The 19,524-nt window shown below is 47.5% G+C and carries 28 protein-coding genes; all 28 read right to left on the bottom strand.

Translation table 11 applies throughout. The features are described from left to right. Positions 1 to 67: 67 nt before the first annotated feature. A complete protein-coding gene (gene secY / locus ACY2IG_RS01040; RefSeq protein ID WP_023466642.1) occupies positions 68 to 1,357 on the bottom strand; it encodes a preprotein translocase subunit SecY in 1,290 nt (429 codons plus the stop codon). Next, the gene (rplO, locus tag ACY2IG_RS01035; protein WP_035399353.1) at positions 1,357 to 1,797 is read right to left on the bottom strand and encodes a 50S ribosomal protein L15; all 441 of its coding nucleotides are present in this window, start codon (positions 1,795 to 1,797) and stop codon (positions 1,357 to 1,359) included. The genes secY and rplO overlap by 1 nt, the downstream gene beginning before the upstream one ends. 35 nt (positions 1,798 to 1,832) lie before the next feature. Continuing rightward, positions 1,833 to 2,018, bottom strand: coding sequence for a 50S ribosomal protein L30 (rpmD, locus tag ACY2IG_RS01030; protein ID WP_023466640.1), 186 nt, complete (start codon positions 2,016 to 2,018; stop codon positions 1,833 to 1,835). Positions 2,019 to 2,036: 18 nt separating this feature from the next. Then, complete coding sequence (rpsE, locus tag ACY2IG_RS01025; protein WP_023466639.1) at positions 2,037 to 2,537, bottom strand: 30S ribosomal protein S5; 501 nt, start codon at positions 2,535 to 2,537, stop codon at positions 2,037 to 2,039. A 22-nt stretch (positions 2,538 to 2,559) separates the two neighbouring features. After that, positions 2,560 to 2,910, bottom strand: a complete 351-nt coding sequence (gene rplR / locus ACY2IG_RS01020; protein ID WP_023466638.1) for a 50S ribosomal protein L18 — start codon at positions 2,908 to 2,910, stop codon at positions 2,560 to 2,562. Between the two features lie 37 nt (positions 2,911 to 2,947). Beyond that, positions 2,948 to 3,484 carry a 50S ribosomal protein L6 gene (rplF, locus tag ACY2IG_RS01015; protein WP_023466637.1) on the bottom strand — a complete coding sequence of 179 codons (537 nt, stop codon included), beginning with the start codon at positions 3,482 to 3,484 and terminating at the stop codon, positions 2,948 to 2,950. Between the two features lie 31 nt (positions 3,485 to 3,515). Then, positions 3,516 to 3,914 (bottom strand): 30S ribosomal protein S8, encoded by a 399-nt coding sequence (gene rpsH, locus ACY2IG_RS01010; RefSeq protein WP_012369023.1) that lies wholly within the window; start codon positions 3,912 to 3,914, stop codon positions 3,516 to 3,518. A 31-nt stretch (positions 3,915 to 3,945) separates the two neighbouring features. Next, on the bottom strand, positions 3,946 to 4,215 hold the full coding sequence (gene rpsN / locus ACY2IG_RS01005) for a 30S ribosomal protein S14 (RefSeq protein WP_023466636.1): 270 nt from the start codon (positions 4,213 to 4,215) through the stop codon (positions 3,946 to 3,948). A gap of 14 nt (positions 4,216 to 4,229) precedes the next feature. Further along, positions 4,230 to 4,769, bottom strand: a complete 540-nt coding sequence (gene rplE / locus ACY2IG_RS01000) for a 50S ribosomal protein L5 (RefSeq protein WP_023466635.1) — start codon at positions 4,767 to 4,769, stop codon at positions 4,230 to 4,232. A gap of 31 nt (positions 4,770 to 4,800) precedes the next feature. After that, a complete protein-coding gene (gene rplX / locus ACY2IG_RS00995; protein WP_012369020.1) occupies positions 4,801 to 5,112 on the bottom strand; it encodes a 50S ribosomal protein L24 in 312 nt (103 codons plus the stop codon). 34 nt (positions 5,113 to 5,146) lie between these two features. Beyond that, entirely contained in the window at positions 5,147 to 5,515 is a 369-nt protein-coding gene (rplN, locus tag ACY2IG_RS00990; protein ID WP_012369019.1) for a 50S ribosomal protein L14, read from the bottom strand. A gap of 48 nt (positions 5,516 to 5,563) precedes the next feature. Next, positions 5,564 to 5,827, bottom strand: coding sequence for a 30S ribosomal protein S17 (gene rpsQ / locus ACY2IG_RS00985; RefSeq protein ID WP_023466634.1), 264 nt, complete (start codon positions 5,825 to 5,827; stop codon positions 5,564 to 5,566). A 31-nt stretch (positions 5,828 to 5,858) separates the two neighbouring features. Next, on the bottom strand, positions 5,859 to 6,062 hold the full coding sequence (gene rpmC / locus ACY2IG_RS00980) for a 50S ribosomal protein L29 (protein ID WP_012369017.1): 204 nt from the start codon (positions 6,060 to 6,062) through the stop codon (positions 5,859 to 5,861). After that, complete coding sequence (gene rplP / locus ACY2IG_RS00975; protein ID WP_012369016.1) at positions 6,049 to 6,486, bottom strand: 50S ribosomal protein L16; 438 nt, start codon at positions 6,484 to 6,486, stop codon at positions 6,049 to 6,051. The genes rpmC and rplP overlap by 14 nt, the downstream gene beginning before the upstream one ends. Positions 6,487 to 6,519: 33 nt before the next feature. After that, on the bottom strand, positions 6,520 to 7,176 hold the full coding sequence (gene rpsC / locus ACY2IG_RS00970; RefSeq protein WP_023466633.1) for a 30S ribosomal protein S3: 657 nt from the start codon (positions 7,174 to 7,176) through the stop codon (positions 6,520 to 6,522). Positions 7,177 to 7,188: 12 nt separating this feature from the next. After that, entirely contained in the window at positions 7,189 to 7,521 is a 333-nt protein-coding gene (rplV, locus tag ACY2IG_RS00965; RefSeq protein WP_012369014.1) for a 50S ribosomal protein L22, read from the bottom strand. 20 nt (positions 7,522 to 7,541) lie between these two features. Continuing rightward, positions 7,542 to 7,820 (bottom strand): 30S ribosomal protein S19, encoded by a 279-nt coding sequence (gene rpsS, locus ACY2IG_RS00960; RefSeq protein WP_012369013.1) that lies wholly within the window; start codon positions 7,818 to 7,820, stop codon positions 7,542 to 7,544. Between the two features lie 63 nt (positions 7,821 to 7,883). Further along, positions 7,884 to 8,714 carry a 50S ribosomal protein L2 gene (gene rplB, locus ACY2IG_RS00955; protein WP_023466632.1) on the bottom strand — a complete coding sequence of 277 codons (831 nt, stop codon included), beginning with the start codon at positions 8,712 to 8,714 and terminating at the stop codon, positions 7,884 to 7,886. Between the two features lie 32 nt (positions 8,715 to 8,746). Then, positions 8,747 to 9,031: a 50S ribosomal protein L23 gene (rplW, locus tag ACY2IG_RS00950; protein ID WP_023466631.1), complete on the bottom strand. Its 285-nt coding sequence runs from the start codon at positions 9,029 to 9,031 to the stop codon at positions 8,747 to 8,749. Next, positions 9,031 to 9,654 (bottom strand): 50S ribosomal protein L4, encoded by a 624-nt coding sequence (rplD, locus tag ACY2IG_RS00945; protein WP_023466630.1) that lies wholly within the window; start codon positions 9,652 to 9,654, stop codon positions 9,031 to 9,033. Before rplD ends, rplW begins: the two co-directional genes overlap by 1 nt. Positions 9,655 to 9,683: 29 nt before the next feature. Beyond that, on the bottom strand, positions 9,684 to 10,310 hold the full coding sequence (rplC, locus tag ACY2IG_RS00940; protein ID WP_023466629.1) for a 50S ribosomal protein L3: 627 nt from the start codon (positions 10,308 to 10,310) through the stop codon (positions 9,684 to 9,686). 68 nt (positions 10,311 to 10,378) lie between these two features. Next, positions 10,379 to 10,687 carry a 30S ribosomal protein S10 gene (gene rpsJ, locus ACY2IG_RS00935; RefSeq protein ID WP_029343090.1) on the bottom strand — a complete coding sequence of 103 codons (309 nt, stop codon included), beginning with the start codon at positions 10,685 to 10,687 and terminating at the stop codon, positions 10,379 to 10,381. Positions 10,688 to 11,003: 316 nt separating this feature from the next. Continuing rightward, complete coding sequence (tuf, locus tag ACY2IG_RS00930) at positions 11,004 to 12,191, bottom strand: elongation factor Tu (protein WP_035413159.1); 1,188 nt, start codon at positions 12,189 to 12,191, stop codon at positions 11,004 to 11,006. A gap of 117 nt (positions 12,192 to 12,308) precedes the next feature. Further along, complete coding sequence (gene fusA, locus ACY2IG_RS00925) at positions 12,309 to 14,387, bottom strand: elongation factor G (protein ID WP_035413156.1); 2,079 nt, start codon at positions 14,385 to 14,387, stop codon at positions 12,309 to 12,311. Positions 14,388 to 14,511: 124 nt separating this feature from the next. Then, a complete protein-coding gene (gene rpsG, locus ACY2IG_RS00920) occupies positions 14,512 to 14,982 on the bottom strand; it encodes a 30S ribosomal protein S7 (protein WP_023466623.1) in 471 nt (156 codons plus the stop codon). 49 nt (positions 14,983 to 15,031) lie between these two features. Then, positions 15,032 to 15,451, bottom strand: a complete 420-nt coding sequence (gene rpsL, locus ACY2IG_RS00915) for a 30S ribosomal protein S12 (RefSeq protein WP_023466621.1) — start codon at positions 15,449 to 15,451, stop codon at positions 15,032 to 15,034. Positions 15,452 to 15,576: 125 nt separating this feature from the next. After that, complete coding sequence (locus ACY2IG_RS00910) at positions 15,577 to 15,828, bottom strand: ribosomal L7Ae/L30e/S12e/Gadd45 family protein (RefSeq protein WP_023466620.1); 252 nt, start codon at positions 15,826 to 15,828, stop codon at positions 15,577 to 15,579. Positions 15,829 to 15,908: 80 nt separating this feature from the next. Then, on the bottom strand, positions 15,909 to 19,508 hold the full coding sequence (gene rpoC, locus ACY2IG_RS00905; protein WP_035413153.1) for a DNA-directed RNA polymerase subunit beta': 3,600 nt from the start codon (positions 19,506 to 19,508) through the stop codon (positions 15,909 to 15,911). Positions 19,509 to 19,524: the final 16 nt, after the last annotated feature.

Below are 19,524 nucleotides of genomic sequence, written 5' to 3'. Positions count from 1 at the left end.
GTAGCCTCCACTTCTATAGCTCTATAGACACAACAGAAAGGAAAGGGATGGTCCCCTTCCTCCCGCCTTATCGGATAAAGCCTTTGTAGTGTCGTTTAACCAATTGACTTTCAATCTGTTTCATCGTCTCTAGTCCTACACCGATGACGATCAGCAAGCTCGTACCACCAATCTGCACCGAGTTCGGTAAGCCAGCAAACTTAATGAAGAATGTCGGCGTCACCGCGATGACAGCGAGGAAGAGTGAACCGAAGAATGTCAGACGGTATAGAATCTTCGTGATGTACTGCTCCGTTTGCTTACCAGGACGAATACCAGGAATGTATCCGCCTTGTTTTTGAAGGTTCTCTGCCATTTGTTCCGGGTTAACCTGAACGAATGTGTAGAAGTACGAGAACGCGATGATCAGTGCCACATAGATCGACATACCGATTGGACTCGTATAGTCGAAGATGTCACGGATCTTCGTTGCCGTCTCCGGACTTGCAAAGAAACTCGCAATCGTTGGTGGCGTCACCATGAACGACACCGCGAAGATGACTGGAATAACACCGGCAGCGTTCAATTTGATCGGCAAGTGTGCCGATTGACCGCCAACTGGTGTCCGGTTCACCGTACGCTTAGCGTACTGAATCGGAATCTTACGTGCAGCTTGCTGGACGTAGATGACTCCGACGATGACCGCGATGATGATTAAAAGCAAGAGTACGATATAAAGCACGTTTACAAACAAAGCATCCCCTGCATTTTGGAGCTTCGTTTCGTAAATCTGGCGGAATGCATTCGGGAAGCCCGCGACGATCCCAGCGAAGATGATCATTGATATCCCGTTACCAATGCCCTTCTCCGTGATGAGTTCACCGATGAACATCAAGAATGCTGTTCCCGCTGTCAATACGAGTGCAATCATAACGTATGTCCAGGTGCCGAACTGTTCGTCGACAAGACCTGGGTAGATACGGTTAAATCCAAGCGCGATTCCAAACGCTTGGACTAAGCCGAGTACGATCGTTCCATAGCGCGTTACCGTTGCTAACTTCTTACGGCCCGCCTCTCCTTGTTTTGCCCATTCGGCAAACTTTGGAACAACGTCCATCTGTAAGAGTTGGACAACGATCGAGGCCGTGATATACGGCATGATTCCCATCGCAAAGAGTGAGAAATTCTGCAAAGCATTCCCACCGAACGAGTTCAAGAAACCAAGAATACCATTCTGGTCGATCTTGAACACTTCCGTGTTTACCATCGGCACCGGGATATGTGCTCCGATACGGAACACGATGACCAAGGCCAAGGTAAAGAGAATGCGCCGACGAATGTCAGCTACGCGCCACATATTGGAGATCGCTTGAAACATTAGATCACCTCAACCGTACCGCCGGCAGCTTCGATTGCTTGCTTCGCAGCGTCGGAGAACTTATGAGCTTTAACTGTTAGTTTCTTTTCGATCTTACCGTTAGAAAGAATTTTCACGCCGTCTTTCATGCCTTTGACTGCACGAGTCTCGACAAGAAGTTCTGGAGTGACTTCAGTTCCTTCTTCAAAACGGTTGAGTGTGTCAAGGTTAATGACCGCGAACTCTTTACGAGTTGGGTTGTTGAAGCCGCGTTTTGGTAAACGACGGTAAAGTGGGTTTTGTCCACCTTCGAAACCTGGACGAACACCACCGCCTGAACGAGCTTTTTGACCTTTGTGACCACGGCCAGAAGTCTTACCGTTACCAGAAGACATACCGCGACCTACACGGTTGCGTTCTGAACGTGAACCAGCAGCTGGTTTCAATTCATGGAGTTTCATAGTGGGGCACCTCCTCATAAAATTATATCGAACTATTACTCTTGAATTTCTTTTACTGTCACTAAGTGTGACACGTGGTTAATCATCCCACGCATAGCAGCGTTGTCAGGTACGACAACAGTCTGGTGCATCTTACGGAGACCAAGCGTACGAGTAGTAACGCGTTGGTTCTCCGGACGACCGATCATGCTGCGTGTGAGGGTAACTGCGAGTTTCGCCATCTGTTTTCCCTCCCTTTCTTAACCGCGAAGTTCTTCGACGGTTTTACCGCGGAGTTTCGCAACTTCTTCAGCACGTTTGAGTGATGTGAGACCTTCGACAGTCGCACGAACCATGTTGATTGGAGTGCTTGATCCAAGTGATTTTGAAAGAATGTCGTTGATTCCCGCTAATTCGAGAACCGCACGAACTGGACCACCAGCGATGACTCCAGTACCTTCAGAAGCAGGCTTCAAGAAGACGTGACCTGCACCGAATACACCGTTGACTTCGTGTGGAATTGTTGTGTTAACGATTGGAACGTTAACCATGTTTTTCTTAGCATCTTCGATTGCTTTACGGATCGCTTCAGGCACTTCCTGAGCTTTACCCGTACCGAAACCTACGTGACCATTCTTGTCACCAACGACGACGAGGGCAGCAAAACGGAAGCGACGGCCACCTTTTACTACTTTCGCGACGCGGTTTACGGTAACAACGCGTTCTTCGAGTTGATCCATGTTAATTTCTAACTGGCGCATGTAGAGGTTCCCTCCTTTTCTATTAGAATTTGAGACCAGCTTCACGAGCTGCTTCAGCTACAGCTTTGATACGTCCATGATAGAGATATCCTCCACGGTCGAAAACGACTGTTTCGATACCTTTTTCAAGAGCGCGCTCAGCTGCGAGCTTACCAACTGCTGCCGCAGCGTCAGTCGTGTTGCCTTTTTCAAGGTCGAGTGATGATGCAGATGCGAGTGTTGCATGTGTTGCATCGTCAATGACTTGTACGTAAATGTTCTTGTTCGAACGGAATACGTTCATACGTGGACGTGTTGCAGTCCCGATGATTGTACGACGGACACGACCATGACGTTTTTTACGCGTAGCGTTTTTATCTGCCTTTGAGATCATTTATGCCACTCCTTTCCGGTCAATTCGCATGTGCGAATTACTTACCTGTTTTACCTTCTTTACGACGAACGACTTCATCACTGTAACGAATACCTTTACCTTTGTACGGCTCAGGTTGACGGTACGAACGGATCAATGCAGCGACGTGACCAACACGTTCTTTGCTGATTCCGCGAACGATGAGTTGCGTATTCGTAGGAACTTCGACTTCGATGCCTTGTTCCGGAGTGTACTCGATTGGGTGTGAGTAACCGAGGTTGAGTACGATTTTGTTACCTTGCTTTTGTGCACGGTAACCAACACCTTGGATATCGAGTGTCTTAGCGAAACCGTTGCTTACACCTTCGACCATGTTCGCGATAAGCGCACGAGTCGTTCCGTGGATCGTACGGCTTGCTTTCTCGTCGTTCGGACGAGTGACAGTCAATTCATTACCTTCTACGTTGATCGCCATAGCTGGGCTGAACTCGCGTGAGAGTTCCCCTTTAGGACCTTTTACCGTAACCGTGTTGTTTTCAACTGTTACTGTAACGCCTGCTGGGATGACGACTGGCTTTTTACCAATACGTGACATTTAAGACACCTCCGTTCTTTTTATGCGTGTATTACCAGATGTATGCGATCACTTCGCCGCCGACTTTTTGTTGGCGAGCTTCTTTGTCAGTCATTACACCTTTAGATGTTGAAACGATAGCGATTCCGAGACCACCGAGTACTTTCGGGATTTCATCAGCTTTCGCGTAAACGCGAAGACCTGGTTTCGAGATACGTTTGAGTCCAGTGATAACGCGCTCGTTGCTTGCGCCGTATTTAAGGAATACGCGGAGCGTACCTTGTTTGCTGTCCTCGAGATATTCAACATCGCGGATGAAACCTTCACGTTTGAGGATTTCAGCGACTTCACGTTTGATTGTAGAAGCTGGCATTTCCAACTTCTCATGGCGAACCATGTTTGCATTACGAATGCGTGTAAGCATATCTGCAATCGGATCTGTCATAACCATGCGATGTACCTCCTTTCACAACTTTAATGAATTACCAGCTTGCTTTTTTAACACCAGGGATTTGACCTTTATGAGCAAGATCACGGAACTTAATACGGCTGATACCGAATTTACCAATGTAACCGTGTGGACGGCCAGTGATACTACAACGGTTGTGTAAACGAACCGCTGAAGAGTTACGTGGGAGTTTGCTCAAGCCGATGTAGTCGCCTTGTGCTTTCAATTCTGCGCGTTTTTCAGCGTAGCGCTCAACGAGTGCTTGACGTTTTACTTCACGTGCGATCATTGATTTCTTAGCCATGTTGTCGACCTCCCTTATTTTTGGAATGGCATGCCGAGTGCTGTGAGAAGCTCACGTGACTCTTCATCCGTGTTAGCAGTAGTTACGATAACGATGTCCATACCACGGACTTTCGATACGCGATCGTAGTCGATCTCTGGGAAGATCAATTGTTCCTTCACGCCTAGCGTGTAGTTACCACGGCCATCGAAAGATTTTTTCGATACGCCACGGAAGTCACGTACACGTGGAAGTGACACGTTGATCAACTTGTCGAGGAATTCGTACATGCGCTCGCCACGAAGTGTAACCTTCGCACCGATTGGCATACCTTCACGAAGTTTGAAACCAGCGATTGATTTCTTAGCTTTCGTGATGAGTGGCTTCTGACCAGTGAGGAGCTGAAGCTCTTCGACTGCCATGTCAAGTGCCTTAGAGTTCGTAACAGCGTCACCAACACCCATGTTGATTACGATTTTATCGACTTTCGGCGCTTGCATTACAGAACTGTAGTTGAATTTCTCCATCATTACTTTGACGATTTCGTCTTGGTATTTCGCTTTTAAACGGTTCATCAGAAAGTGGACCTCCTTTCTTTAAATCTTCTTATTTATCTAAAGCTTCGCCCGATTTTTTAGCGATACGTACTTTCTTGCCGTCAACCACAGTGAAACCAACGCGTGTTGGGTTACCTGTCTTAGGGTCGATGAGCATAACGTTCGATACGTGAATCGGTGCTTCTTTCTCGACAATTCCGCCTTGCGGGTTGAGTTGAGAAGGCTTTGAGTGTTTTTTGATCATGTTAACGCCTTCGACGATTACGCGATCTTTTTTAGGCATAGCTGTAAGGACAACGCCTTGTTTGCCTTTGTCTTTACCAGTCATAACCTGAACTTTATCACCTTTTTTGACATGCATCGTTAGAGCACCTCCTTGTAGGAATTCTTTGGAATTAAAGTACTTCCGGTGCCAACGAGACGATCTTCATGAAGTCTTTTTCACGAAGTTCGCGTGCGACTGGTCCGAAGATACGTGTGCCACGTGGGCTTTTGTCATCTTTGATGATGACTGCTGCGTTTTCGTCAAAACGGATGTACGAACCGTCTTTACGACGAACGCCACGTTTAGTACGAACGACTACTGCGCGTACAACTTCACCTTTTTTGACAACGCCACCTGGTGTTGCTTGTTTTACTGTACAAACAATAACGTCACCGATGTTAGCAGTTTTACGACCAGAACCACCGAGGACTTTGATCGTCAAGACTTCACGAGCTCCTGAGTTGTCTGCTACTTTTAAGCGAGATTCTTGTTGAATCATACGATTGTACCTCCCTCCGGATGTTTATTCACCCGAACTAATTAGAGTTTAGATGATTACTGCTTCTTCAATGACTTCTACGAGACGGAAACGTTTGTCCTTAGATAATGGACGTGTTTCTTGAATGCGTACAACATCACCGATTTTAGCTGTGTTGTTTTCATCATGCGCTTTGTACTTTTTAGAGTAGTTTACGCGTTTGCCGTAAAGCTTGTGCTTTACTTTTGTTTCAACTGTAACTACGATCGTTTTGTCCATTTTGTCAGAAACGACGCGTCCAGTTAACACTTTGCGGTTGTTAGTGCGTTCCATTGAGTGTTCCTCCTCTCAGAATCCGAGTGAATTATGCGTTGTTGATGCCGAGTTCGCGTTCACGAAGAACGGTTTTCGCGCGTGCAATCGACTTGCGCACTTCACGGATACGAGCAGGGTTCTCAAGCTGACCAGTCGCGAGTTGGAAACGAAGGTTGAACAACTCTTCTTTCCACGAACCGACTTTACCGTTAAGCTCTTCAGTTGTTTGCTGACGGAGATCAGTTGCTTTCATTCGTATCACCACCATTTTCTTCACGTTTTACGAACTTACATTTTACTGGAAGTTTGTGTGATGCAAGACGGAGAGCTTCGCGTGCGATCTCTTCCGATACTCCTGCGATTTCGAACATTACTTTACCCGGTTTGACGACTGCTACCCAGCCCTCCGGAGCACCTTTACCTGAACCCATTCGGACTTCAAGAGGTTTTTTAGTGTATGGCTTGTGTGGGAAGATCTTGATCCACACTTTACCACCACGTTTCATATAACGAGTCATCGCGATACGCGCTGATTCGATTTGACGGCTAGTGATCCAGCTAGCTTCTTGAGCTTGGATACCGAACTCGCCGAAGTGTACTGTAGTACCACGTTTCGCTTTACCACGCATGTTGCCGCGGTGAACACGACGATATTTTACACGTTTTGGTAACAACATGTTGTGTTGCCTCCTTCCCTAGACGGATGTGGATTATTCTTCGTTTGCTGCTGCTTTTTTCGTAGGAAGCACTTCACCGTGGTGGAGCCATACTTTTACGCCAATTTTGCCGTAAGTTGTATCAGCTTCTGCAGTACCGTAATCGATGTCTGCACGGAGTGTATGAAGTGGAACTGTTCCTTCCGAATACTTCTCAGAACGAGCGATATCAGCGCCACCAAGACGACCAGAAACTTCAGTCTTGATTCCTTTGATACCAGAACGCATTGAGCGTTGGATTGATTGCTTCATAGCACGACGGAACGATACGCGACCTTCAAGTTGGCGAGCGATGTTCTCAGCGACGAGCTTAGCAACTGCATCCGGGTTTTTCACTTCAACGACGTTAACGTGAACGCGTTTGCCTTTTGCAAGGTTAGTGATGTCTTTACGAAGTGTTTCGATTTCAGAACCGCCTTTACCGATAACCATACCAGGCTTAGCAGTGTGAAGTGAGATGTTCAAGCGGTTAGCTGCGCGCTCGATTTCTACTTTAGAGACACTAGCGTCTTTAAGACGTTTTTCGATATATTCACGAACTACGTAGTCTTCATGAAGGAGATCAGCATAGTCTTTATCTGCGAACCAACGTGATTCCCAGTCTTTGATGATACCTACGCGAAGACCAGTTGGGTTAATCTTCTGACCCACGGTAATCCCTCCTTATTTTTCAGATACCACGATGTGAACGTGGCTCGTACGTTTGTTGATGCGGCTTGCGCGACCCATTGCACGTGGGCGGAAACGTTTGAGCGTTGGACCTTCGTTTACGTAAGCCTCAGTGACTACGAGGTTTTCGATGTTCATGTCGAAGTTGTGCTCAGCGTTCGCGATTGCCGATTTCAATACTTTCTCAACGATTGGCGTTGCTGCCTTGTTCGTGTAAGCAAGAATCGAAAGTGCTTCGCCGATTTGCTTCCCGCGGATTAAGTCTACTACGAGACGTGCCTTACGAGGAGCAATGCGAACCATATTAGCCGATGCTTTTGATTGCATAATGAGTACCTCCCCTCAGATTAACGTTTCGTTTTCTTATCGTTTCCAGCATGTCCTTTGTAAGAACGTGTTGGAGCGAATTCACCAAGTTTGTGACCGACCATATCTTCTGTCACGTAAACCGGTACGTGTTTACGACCATCGTAGACAGCGATCGTGTGACCGATGAACTCTGGGAAGATTGTCGAGCGGCGTGACCAAGTTTTGATGACATGTTTGTCACCAGCTTCGTTGGCTTTATCAACCTTAGCGAGCAGATGGTGATCTGCGAATGGACCTTTTTTCAAGCTGCGACCCATAGTTGTACCTCCCTTTGGCATGATTCAGGAACGGTTCCTACGAACCGTCCAGAAATCATGTAATTATTTTTTAGAACGACGGACGATATATTTATCGCTCGCTTTGTTTTTCTTACGAGTTTTGTATCCGAGTGCCGGTTTACCCCAAGGAGTAAGTGGGCCCGAACGACCGATTGGAGCACGTCCTTCACCACCACCGTGTGGGTGATCGACTGGGTTCATGACAGAACCACGAACTGTAGGACGTTTTCCGAGCCAGCGTGAACGACCAGCTTTACCGATATTGACGAGCTCGTGCTCTTCATTACCGACAGCGCCGACTGTTGCACGGCAAGTAGCAAGGATCATACGAGTTTCGCCTGATTGAAGACGAACGATCGCATATTTACCATCTTTACCGAGAAGCTGAGCAGAAGTACCAGCTGCGCGAACGAGCTGACCACCTTTACCTGGCTTAAGTTCGATGTTGTGGATCAACGTACCGACTGGGATGTTTGAAAGTGGAAGAGCATTACCGACTTTAATGTCAGCTTCTGGTCCAGCCATGACTTGCATGTCTACTTTCAAGCCTTTCGGTGCGAGGATGTAGCGTTTTTCACCATCGATGTAGTGGATCAATGCGATGTTAGCAGAGCGGTTTGGATCGTACTCAATTGTAGCGACACGACCAGCGATGCCATCCTTGTTCCGTTTGAAGTCGATGATACGATATTTACGTTTGTGTCCGCCACCTTGGTGACGTACTGTCAAGCGACCTTGGTTGTTACGTCCGCCCTTTTTCGAAAGCTTTTCAGTTAACGATTTTTCAGGACGTGAAGCCGTAATCTCAGCAAAGTCAAGTGCAGTCATATTACGACGACCGTTAGTGGTCGGTTTAAACTTTTTAATTCCCATCGAGAGTTCCCTCCTTTTCTACAGAGTTCCGATTAACCGAGGTAATCGAGTTCTTTGCTATCTGCAGTAAGCGTGACGACCGCTTTTTTGCGGCGTGCTGTGTAACCAGCGTGACGACCTACGCGTTTTGCTTTTGGTTTTGAGATCAATGTGTTGACTTTGTCAACTTTCACTCCGAAGATCGCTTCAACTGCATCTTTGATTTGAGTCTTAGATGCCTTCACGTCTACTTCGAATGTGTACTTTTTCTCAGCCATTTGGTTTACTGAACGTTCAGTAATGACAGGACGTTTGATAATGTCGTGTGTGTGTGCCATTATGCAAGCACCTCCTCTACTCTCGCAACAGCGTCCTTCGTAATGATGACTTTGTCATGAGCGACAAGATCAAGGACGTTTACACCTGCAGCGTCAACGACTGTGACACCCGGGATGTTGCGTGTTGAAAGAACGACTGACTCGTTGTAATCAGCAGTAACGACGAGAACTTTACGTTCGATTGAAAGAGCAGCGAATACTGCGATCATGTCCTTAGTTTTAGGAGCATCGATTGTCAATCCTTCAAGAACGATGAACTCGTTGTTAGCGACTTTCGAAGAAAGTGCTGAACGAAGTGCGAGACGACGAACCTTTTTAGGAAGTTTGTAAGCGTACGAACGTGGTGTTGGACCGAAGACTGTTCCACCGCCAACCCATTGTGGCGAACGGATCGAACCTTGGCGTGCACGACCAGTACCTTTTTGTTTCCATGGTTTACGGCCGCCACCGCGAACTTCCGAGCGACCTTTTGTATCATGTGTACCTTGGCGACGTGAAGCTTGTTGCATGACGATTGCATCGTATACGACTGCTTCATTTGGCTCGATTCCGAAAACGGCATCTGCGAGCTCGATGTCTCCAACTTGTGTACCTGTTTGGTTAAGCAAAGCTACTTTAGGCATTCGTTATTCCTCCTTTCCTTGCAAACGGATTAGTTGCCTTTAACCGCAGTTTTGATGACAACTTGGCTCTTACGTGCGCCTGGGATAGCACCCTTGACGAGGAGTAAGCCGCGTTCTGCATCAACTTTTACGATTTCAAGGTTTTGAACAGTGATTTGCTCTCCACCCATGCGTCCAGGGAGCAATTTCCCTTTGAATACACGGTTAGGAGCAACAGGACCCATTGAACCTGGGCGACGGTGGTAACGCGAACCGTGAGCCATTGGACCACGTGATTGGTTGTGACGCTTGATTGCACCAGCGAAACCTTTACCTTTCGACGTACCTGTTACATCAACCATTTCGCCTGCAGCGAAAGTATCTGCTTTAATCTCTTGACCGATTTCGAAATCTGCTACTGATGTACGGATTTCTTTAATGAAGCGCTTAGGTGTCGCGTTTGCTTTCGCAGCGTGACCTTTTTGCGGTTTGTTTTGACGACCTTCTTTGATATCACCAAAGCCGAGTTGAACTGCTTCGTAACCGTCAACTTCCGTTGTTTTCAATTGAAGAACAACGTTACCTTCGACTGAAACGACAGTAACAGGGACGACTTCGCCTGACTCGTTGAAGATTTGTGTCATACCGAGTTTAGTTCCTAAGATTCCTTTAGCCATGAGATACACCTCCTAATATTGAATGATTTTGATCTTCTGGCTAGTATCAACTATCTATAGAAGAAAAATTAAAGTTTGATTTCGATGTCAACGCCCGATGGAAGTTCGAGACGCATAAGCGCATCAACAGTTTTCGGTGTTGGGTTAACGATGTCGATCAAACGTTTGTGTGTACGCATTTCGAACTGCTCACGAGCATCTTTGTACTTGTGAACGGCACGAAGTACTGTGTAGACCGCTTTCTCCGTTGGGAGTGGGATCGGACCAGATACAGTAGCACCTGAACGTTTTGCTGTGTCGACAATCTTCTCAGCCGATTGATCAAGCACGCGGTGATCGTATGCTTTCAAACGGATCCGAATTTTTTCATTTGCCATGTTATTTCCCTCCTTTTCGCCTATTTCGTAAATAGACATTCTCCGCGGAAATTTCCACACTAGCCATGGCAATGCCGCCTGGTGTGTCATAACCTCCCGCTTCATCGCGTTGTGTTTGTGACCAACATATTCTATCATACTGAATCACCAGCAAGAATGCAAGCACTAATAAAATAGAATATGTATTCAAGTCTCTCACCACTCGCACAAACACTTTCCTCAGTATATAAGATGTCAGACCATGTTGCAAGACTGTTTTCAAAGAAATGAAAAAAGGTCTTCCGCCACGGGAGACGGAAGACCTTTGTCTTAAAAATTACTCAACGATTTCTGTAACTGATCCAGCGCCTACTGTACGGCCACCTTCACGGATTGAGAAACGAGTTTCTTTTTCAAGAGCGATTGGTGCGATGAGTTCAACAGTCATTTCGATGTTGTCCCCAGGCATAACCATTTCAGTACCTTCTGGAAGTTGAACCATACCAGTTACGTCAGTTGTACGGAAGTAGAACTGCGGGCGGTAGTTCGCGAAGAATGGCGTGTGACGGCCACCCTCTTCTTTAGAAAGAACGTAAACTTGCGCTTTGAACTTTTTGTGTGGTGTGATTGTGTTTGGTTTCGCGAGAACTTGTCCACGCTCGATGTCGTCACGTGATACACCACGGAGAAGAGCACCGATGTTGTCGCCAGCTTCAGCATAGTCAAGAAGCTTACGGAACATCTCTACACCAGTACATACTGATTTTTTAGTTTCTTCGTGAAGACCAACGATTTCGATCTCGTCGTTGACTTTAAGAACTCCACGCTCAACGCGGCCAGTAGCAACTGTACCACGACCAGTGATTGAGAAGACATCCTCAACTGGCATCATGAAGTCTTTTTCAGTGTCACGAGTTGGTTCTGGGATGTACTCATCGACAGCTGCCATGAGTTCCATGATTTTTTCTTCCCATTTAGCTTCGCCGTTAAGCGCGCCAAGAGCAGAACCTTGGATAACTGGGAGGTCATCACCTGGGAAGTCATACTCAGAAAGAAGTTCACGGATTTCCATTTCGACGAGCTCAAGAAGCTCTTCGTCGTCAACCATGTCAACTTTGTTCATGAATACTACGATGAAAGGAACACCTACTTGACGTGAAAGCAAGATGTGCTCACGTGTTTGTGGCATTGGACCATCTGTTGCAGAAACAACGAGGATCGCGCCGTCCATTTGTGCAGCACCAGTGATCATGTTTTTAACATAGTCAGCGTGACCTGGGCAGTCAACGTGTGCATAGTGGCGTTTTTCTGTTTCGTACTCGATGTGAGCTGTTGCGATTGTGATACCGCGCTCGCGCTCTTCTGGAGCACCATCGATTTGGTCAAACTTAGTTGCAGCTTTACCTTGTGATTTTGCAAGTACAGCTGAGATAGCTGCTGTCAAAGTTGTTTTACCGTGGTCGACGTGGCCGATTGTACCAACGTTAACGTGCGGTTTAGAACGGTCGAATTTTTCCTTACCCATTCTGAATTCCTCCTCTATGTGTCTAATAATTTTTTATAACTAGGAAGGTGAGTCGTAAGATAACGTACACCTTCCTTAGCTTACACTAATCATAAAAGCGTGACAACCTGTGAAGGATTAGCCGTTTGCTTTTTTGATGATTTCTTCTGCAACTGATTTCGGTACTTCTTCGTAGTGATCGAAGTGCATCGAGTACGTTCCGCGACCTTGTGTGCGTGAACGAAGACCAGTAGCGTATCCGAACATTTCAGAAAGTGGAATCATTGAACGGACAACTTGAGCGTTACCGCGTGCTTCCATACCTTCTACGCGACCACGGCGTGATGTAACATCACCCATGATGTCTCCCATGTATTCGTCTGGGATGACGATTTCAACTTTCATCATTGGCTCAAGGATAACAGCGCCGCTCTTATCTTTAAGTTGTTTGACTGCCATTGAAGCCGCAACTTTAAATGCCATCTCGTTTGAGTCGACATCGTGGTACGATCCGAAGACGAGTGAAGCTTTTACGTCAACGACCGGGTAACCAGCAAGGATACCGTTTTGAAGTGCTTCTTCGATTCCGTTCTCAACCGCTGGGATGTATTCACGTGGAACAACACCACCGACGATTTTGTTGTTGAACTCGAAGCCAGCGCCTTCTTCGTTCGGCTCGAATTCTACGACGACGTGACCATACTGACCACGACCACCAGATTGACGAGCGAACTTCGAATCGATCTTCGCCGCTTGGCGGATCGTTTCACGGTAAGCTACTTGTGGAGCACCAACGTTTGCTTCGACTTTGAACTCGCGACGCATACGGTCAACGATGATGTCGAGGTGAAGCTCACCCATACCTGAGATGATCGTTTGACCAGTCTCTGGGTTTGTTTCAGTGCGGAACGTTGGATCCTCTTCAGCAAGCTTAGCGAGGGCTTGACCCATTTTATCTTGGTCAGCTTTCGTTTTTGGTTCGATAGCGACCGAGATAACTGGTTCTGGGAATGTCATTGATTCGAGAACGACGTTGTCTTTCTCTGCACAAAGCGTATCTCCAGTAGTCGTATCTTTCAAACCTACAGCTGCAGCGATGTCACCCGCGTATACCATCGGGATCTCTTCACGGCTGTTTGCGTGCATTTGAAGGATACGTCCAAGACGCTCACGTTTGCCTTTTGTTGAGTTTTTAACGTACGATCCTGCCGAAGCTGTACCAGAGTACACACGGAAGAATGTCAATTTACCGACGTAAGGGTCAGTCATGACTTTGAACGCGAGTGCAGAGAATGGTGCTTCGTCCGAAGACTCACGCACGATTTCTTCATCCGTATCCATGTCGATACCTGAGATCGCTTTTACGTCGATTGGTGATGGGAGGTAATCGAGAACTGCGTCAAGCATAAGCTGAACACCTTTGTTCTTGAATGCCGAACCTACGAGTACAGGATAGAAGTCAACTGTCAGAGTTGCTTTACGGATAGCCGCTTTCAACTCGTCGATTGTGATTTCTTCACCCTCGAGGTATTTCATCATCAATTCTTCTTCGTAATCCGCAACTGCTTCGATCAATGATCCACGGAGTTCTTCAGCTTGATCAGCGAGATCAGCTGGGAAACCGTCAGTCACTTCGATGTCAGTTCCAAGATCGTTACCGTACATGTATGTTTTCTGTTCGACGAGGTCGATGATTCCTTTGAATTCATCTTCCGCACCGATTGGAATTTGGATCGCGTGTGCGTTCGCTTGGAGGCGTTCGCGAAGCGTTCCGACCGAGTACAAGAAGTCTGCACCGATTTTATCCATTTTGTTAACGAAAACGATACGTGGTACGCCGTAAGTTGTAGCTTGGCGCCATACTGTCTCAGTTTGTGGCTCAACGCCAGACTGAGCGTCAAGTACTGCTACCGCACCATCAAGTACGCGAAGTGAACGTTCAACCTCAACTGTGAAGTCTACGTGTCCAGGTGTATCGATGATGTTTACGCGGTTACCTTTCCATTGAGCAGTTGTTGCTGCCGATGTAATCGTGATCCCACGCTCTTGCTCTTGCTCCATCCAGTCCATTTGTGAAGCACCTTCGTGCGTTTCACCAATCTTGTGGATACGACCCGTGTAATACAGGATACGCTCAGTCGTTGTTGTTTTACCAGCATCGATGTGAGCCATGATCCCGATGTTACGAGTGTTCTTAAGGGAGAATTCTCTTGCCATCTTTAAACATTCTCCTTTCGCATTTTAGTTTAGTGGTCGTGTGTTGCCACACGTCATGACTATACCCGAAAGCCACCTCATAATTCCATTAAAAATGGCATGCATGAGGTGGTGATTTTCGGAATTACCAGCGGTAGTGAGCAAACGCTTTGTTCGCTTCCGCCATTTTGTGCATATCTTCGCGCTTCTTAACAGAAGCACCAGTGTTGTTTGCAGCGTCCATGATTTCGTTAGCAAGGCGCGCATCCATAGTTTTTTCGTTACGGAGACGTGAGTAGTTCACGAGGTAACGAAGTGCGAGTGTCGTACGACGCTCTGGGCGAACTTCGACAGGAACTTGATAGTTAGCTCCACCTACACGGCGTGCTTTAACTTCAAGAACTGGCATGATGTTGTTCATCGCTTCTTCAAAGACTTCCATTGCATCGCGACCTGAACGTTCAGCGATAGTTTCGAAAGCTTTGTATAAGATTTGTTGAGCAGTACCTTTTTTACCATCTAACATAAGACGGTTGATAAGGCGGGTAACGAGTTTAGAGTTGTAGATCGGATCAGCCATTACATCACGACGTTCTGCTTGACCTTTACGTGGCATTCCGAGTCCCTCCTTTCATATAGTGAGGTGATATCTTAAGATATCTAGATTATTTTTTAACTTTAGGACGTTTAGTACCGTATTTCGAACGACCTTGCATACGGCCGTCAACACCAGCTGTATCAAGCGCACCACGAACGATGTGGTAACGTACCCCTGGTAAGTCTTTTACACGACCGCCGCGGATAAGAACAACACTGTGCTCTTGAAGGTTGTGGCCGATACCTGGGATGTAAGCTGTTACTTCCATTGTGTTCGTCAAACGTACACGTGCGTATTTACGAAGAGCCGAGTTCGGTTTCTTCGGAGTCATTGTACCTACACGAGTACAAACACCACGTTTTTGTGGTGAGCTGATGTCAGTACGAGCTTTAATGAAGCTGTTGTACCCTTTGTTCAGCGCTGGCGAATCTGATTTCACAACTTTTGATTGACGTCCTTTACGGACTAATTGGTTGATAGTAGGCATCTTTGAGATCCTCCCTTCCTGAATTCATGACAAATTTCAAAACCACCGAGCCGGGTGGTTCATCGAAAGTCATAATGAAACGTTTTGCGTGGCTCAGGCATTCCATCGCCACACAAAACGCATTATCAAACTTTCTTAATGGCAACAGCTGTTGCTGCGACATCGATTCCACAAGCTTTTCCAAGCTCTTGCTTAGAAGGAACATTCACGACTGGAACGTTAGCTTGTTTCGCCGCATCGAGCAATGCTTGTTTTACGTGTTCATCTGCGTCATCCGCAATGATCACTTCCGACGCCTTGCCAGATCGCAATGCTTTGAGCGTTTGCTTTTGACCGACAAACTTCAAATCTGCGCCGACTACTTTTTTGTAAGACATGAAGATATCCTCCAAAATAACACAGCCGGTTGGCAACACTATATCATAGTAGCACCGCCATACCGGCGTGTCAAGGCGTTTTATTCTACCGGAGAATCGGCTTCTACAGGTGCTTCGCCAGCTACTTCGAGATCGATCTGACGGTAACGTGACATCCCAGTACCAGCTGGAACCAACTTACCGATGATGACGTTCTCTTTCAAGCCGCGAAGGTAGTCGCTCTTCCCTTTAATCGCTGCATCCGTAAGGACACGAGTCGTTTCTTGGAACGACGCAGCCGATAGGAATGAATCTGTTTCAAGTGACGCTTTCGTGATACCGAGAAGAACTGGTTTCGCCGAAGCGAGAGCTTTCCCGTTACGGAGCGCTTCTTTACAAGCTTCCTTGAACGTGCTGATATCGACGAGCGAACCTGGTAAGAGTGAAGTCTCACCAGACTCGATGACACGTACGCGACGGATCATTTGGCGAACCATGACCTCGACGTGTTTGTCACCGATCTCAACCCCTTGCATCCGGTATACTTTTTGAACTTCTTGAAGCAAGTAGTTCTGAACGCCGGATACACCTTTAACGTTCAAGAGTTCTTTCGGATCGATCGAACCTTCCGTGAAGACTTGACCGGCTTTGACCTCGTCCCCAAGCTGAACACGTAGACGCGAACCGAATGGGATCGTGTATGTGCGTGTTTCGCTGAGTCCTTGGACCGTCAATTCACGTTTGTCACGCGATTCCGTGAAGTCGATGACTTGACCATCGATTTCCGAGATGACCGCTTGACCTTTCGGGTTACGCGCTTCGAACAACTCTTGGATACGCGGAAGACCTTGTGTGATATCGTCTCCGGCAACCCCACCTGTGTGGAAGGTACGCATCGTAAGCTGCGTTCCTGGCTCACCGATTGATTGTGCCGCGATGATACCGACAGCTTCGCCGACTTCGACGTCGTTGCCTGTTGCCAAGTTGCGTCCGTAACATTTCTTACAGACACCATGGCTTGTGTTACATGTGAAGGCAGTACGGATCTCAACGTTATCAACACCAGCGTCAGTGATGACACGTGCGATGTCTTCATCGATGAGTTCGTTCGTCGAAACGAGGACTTCTCCTGTTTCAGGGTGAACGACGTTTTCGAATGCAGTACGGCCGACGAGGCGGTCGTAGAGGCTTTCGATCTCTTCCGTTCCTTCACGGAGTGCTGTGACGCGGATACCACGATCCGTTCCACAATCATCTTCACGGATGATGACGTCTTGAGCGACGTCAACGAGACGACGAGTCAGGTAACCCGAGTCAGCCGTTTTCAAGGCTGTATCGGCAAGACCTTTACGTGCACCGTGTGTCGAGATGAAGTATTCCTGTACCGTTAGACCCTCACGGAACGATGATTTGATTGGGAGCTCGATGATCCGTCCACTTGGAGCGGCCATGAGTCCACGCATACCAGCGAGCTGCGTGAAGTTCGACGCGTTACCACGGGCACCGGAGTCACTCATCATGAAGATCGGGTTGAGACGGTTGAGGGATTTCATCAGACGAGACTGAATTTCATCCTTCGCATCATTCCACGATTTAACGACGCGCTCATAGCGCTCGTCTTCTGTGATGAGACCACGACGGTACGATTTCATGACGCGGTCGACATTGTCCTGGGCTTCAACAAGAATCTCTTGTTTATCCGGAAGAACGATGATGTCCGCGATCCCTACCGTGATACCGGCACGAGTCGAGTGTTTGAATCCGAGGTTTTTCATGCGGTCGAGCATGCGGCTTGTTTCTGTCGTCTCAAACCGTTTGAAGACTTCCGCGATGACATTTCCAAGGAATCCTTTTTTGAACGGGTCGATGATCGGACGGTTCTTCAGTTCTGCCGCGACATCTGTTCCTTTTTCAAGGAAGTACTTGTCTGGCGTCGCTTCTTGAAGGTTCGTCATCGTTGGTTCGTTCAAGTAAGGGAACGTCGTTGGGAGGATCTCGTTGAAGATCAACTTACCGACTGTTGTAATCAATAATTTCTCGTTTTGCTCTTCCGTGAATGTCGGGTTCTTGAGAACGCCGGCTGGAATCGCAACACGTGTATGGAAGTGCGCATAACCGTTTTGATAAGCGATGAGCGCTTCGTTCACTGTCGAGAAGATTTTACCTTCGCCGATCGCATTTTCGCGCTCGAGCGTGAGGTAGTAGTTACCGAGGACCATATCCTGCGATGGTGTAACAACAGGTTTACCGTCTTTCGGGTTCAAGATGTTTTGTGCAGCGAGCATGAGAAGACGCGCTTCTGCTTGTGCTTCTGCCGAAAGTGGTACGTGAACCGCCATTTGGTCACCATCGAAATCGGCGTTGTATGCCGTACATACGAGTGGGTGAAGGCGAATCGCGCGTCCTTCGACGAGCGTTGGTTCGAATGCCTGGATACCGAGACGGTGAAGTGTCGGTGCACGGTTCAAGAGAACCGGATGCTCACGGATGACTTCTTCGAGGACATCCCAGATTTCAGGTTGAACGCGCTCGATTTTCCGTTTCGCACTCTTGATGTTCGGTGCGATGCCACGAGAGACAAGTTCTTTCATGACGAACGGTTTGAAGAGTTCAAGGGCCATTTCTTTTGGAAGACCACATTGATACATCTTCAGATTCGGACCAACGACGATAACCGAACGACCAGAATAGTCGACACGTTTACCGAGCAAGTTTTGACGGAAACGTCCTTGTTTCCCTTTCAACATGTGTGAAAGTGATTTAAGTGGACGGTTACCTGGTCCTGTGACTGGACGACCACGACGACCGTTATCAATCAAGGCATCGACTGCTTCTTGAAGCATCCGTTTTTCATTCTGAACGATGATGTTCGGAGCGCCAAGGTCAAGGAGACGCTTGAGACGGTTGTTACGGTTGATGACGCGGCGGTACAAGTCGTTCAAGTCAGACGTTGCGAAACGTCCGCCATCGAGTTGAACCATCGGACGAAGTTCCGGTGGGATGACTGGAAGCACTTCGAGCACCATCCATTCTGGATTGTTGCCCGAGTTACGGAAAGCATCGAGGACTTCAAGACGTTTGATCGCACGCGTACGACGTTGTCCTTGAATCATACGAAGTTCTTCACGTAATGCAGCGACTTCTTTATCGAGTTCCACGTCACGGAGCAATTTACGAACTGCTTCCGCACCCATTTCAGCAGTGAACGAACGACCGAACTTCTCACGATAGGCACGGTATTCTTTCTCTGAAAGGAGTTGTTTCTTCTCAAGTGTCGATTCGCCTGGATCTGTTACGACGTACGACGCGAAGTAGATGATCTCTTCTAACGCACGTGGTGACATGTCGAGGACGAGTCCCATACGGCTAGGAATTCCTTTGAAGTACCAGATGTGCGAAACCGGTGCTGCGAGCTCGATGTGACCCATGCGCTCACGGCGGACTTTCGACTTCGTGACTTCAACGCCACAGCGGTCACAAATGATTCCTTTATAGCGGATCCGTTTGTATTTACCACAGTAACATTCCCAGTCTTTTGTTGGACCAAAGATACGTTCACAGAACAAACCGTCTTTCTCCGGTTTGAGTGTACGATAGTTGATCGTCTCCGGCTTTTTCACTTCCCCGAAAGACCATGAACGGATCTTTTCGGGGGAAGCGAGGCCGATTTGCATATATTCAAATCTATTAACATCTACCAAGGGGTGGACCTCCCTT

The sequence above is a fragment of the Exiguobacterium sp. EF_C8 genome (genome assembly GCF_054956715.1).
The sequence above is the reverse complement of the archived record's forward strand: the minus strand, read 5'-3'. Positions and strand labels throughout refer to the sequence as shown.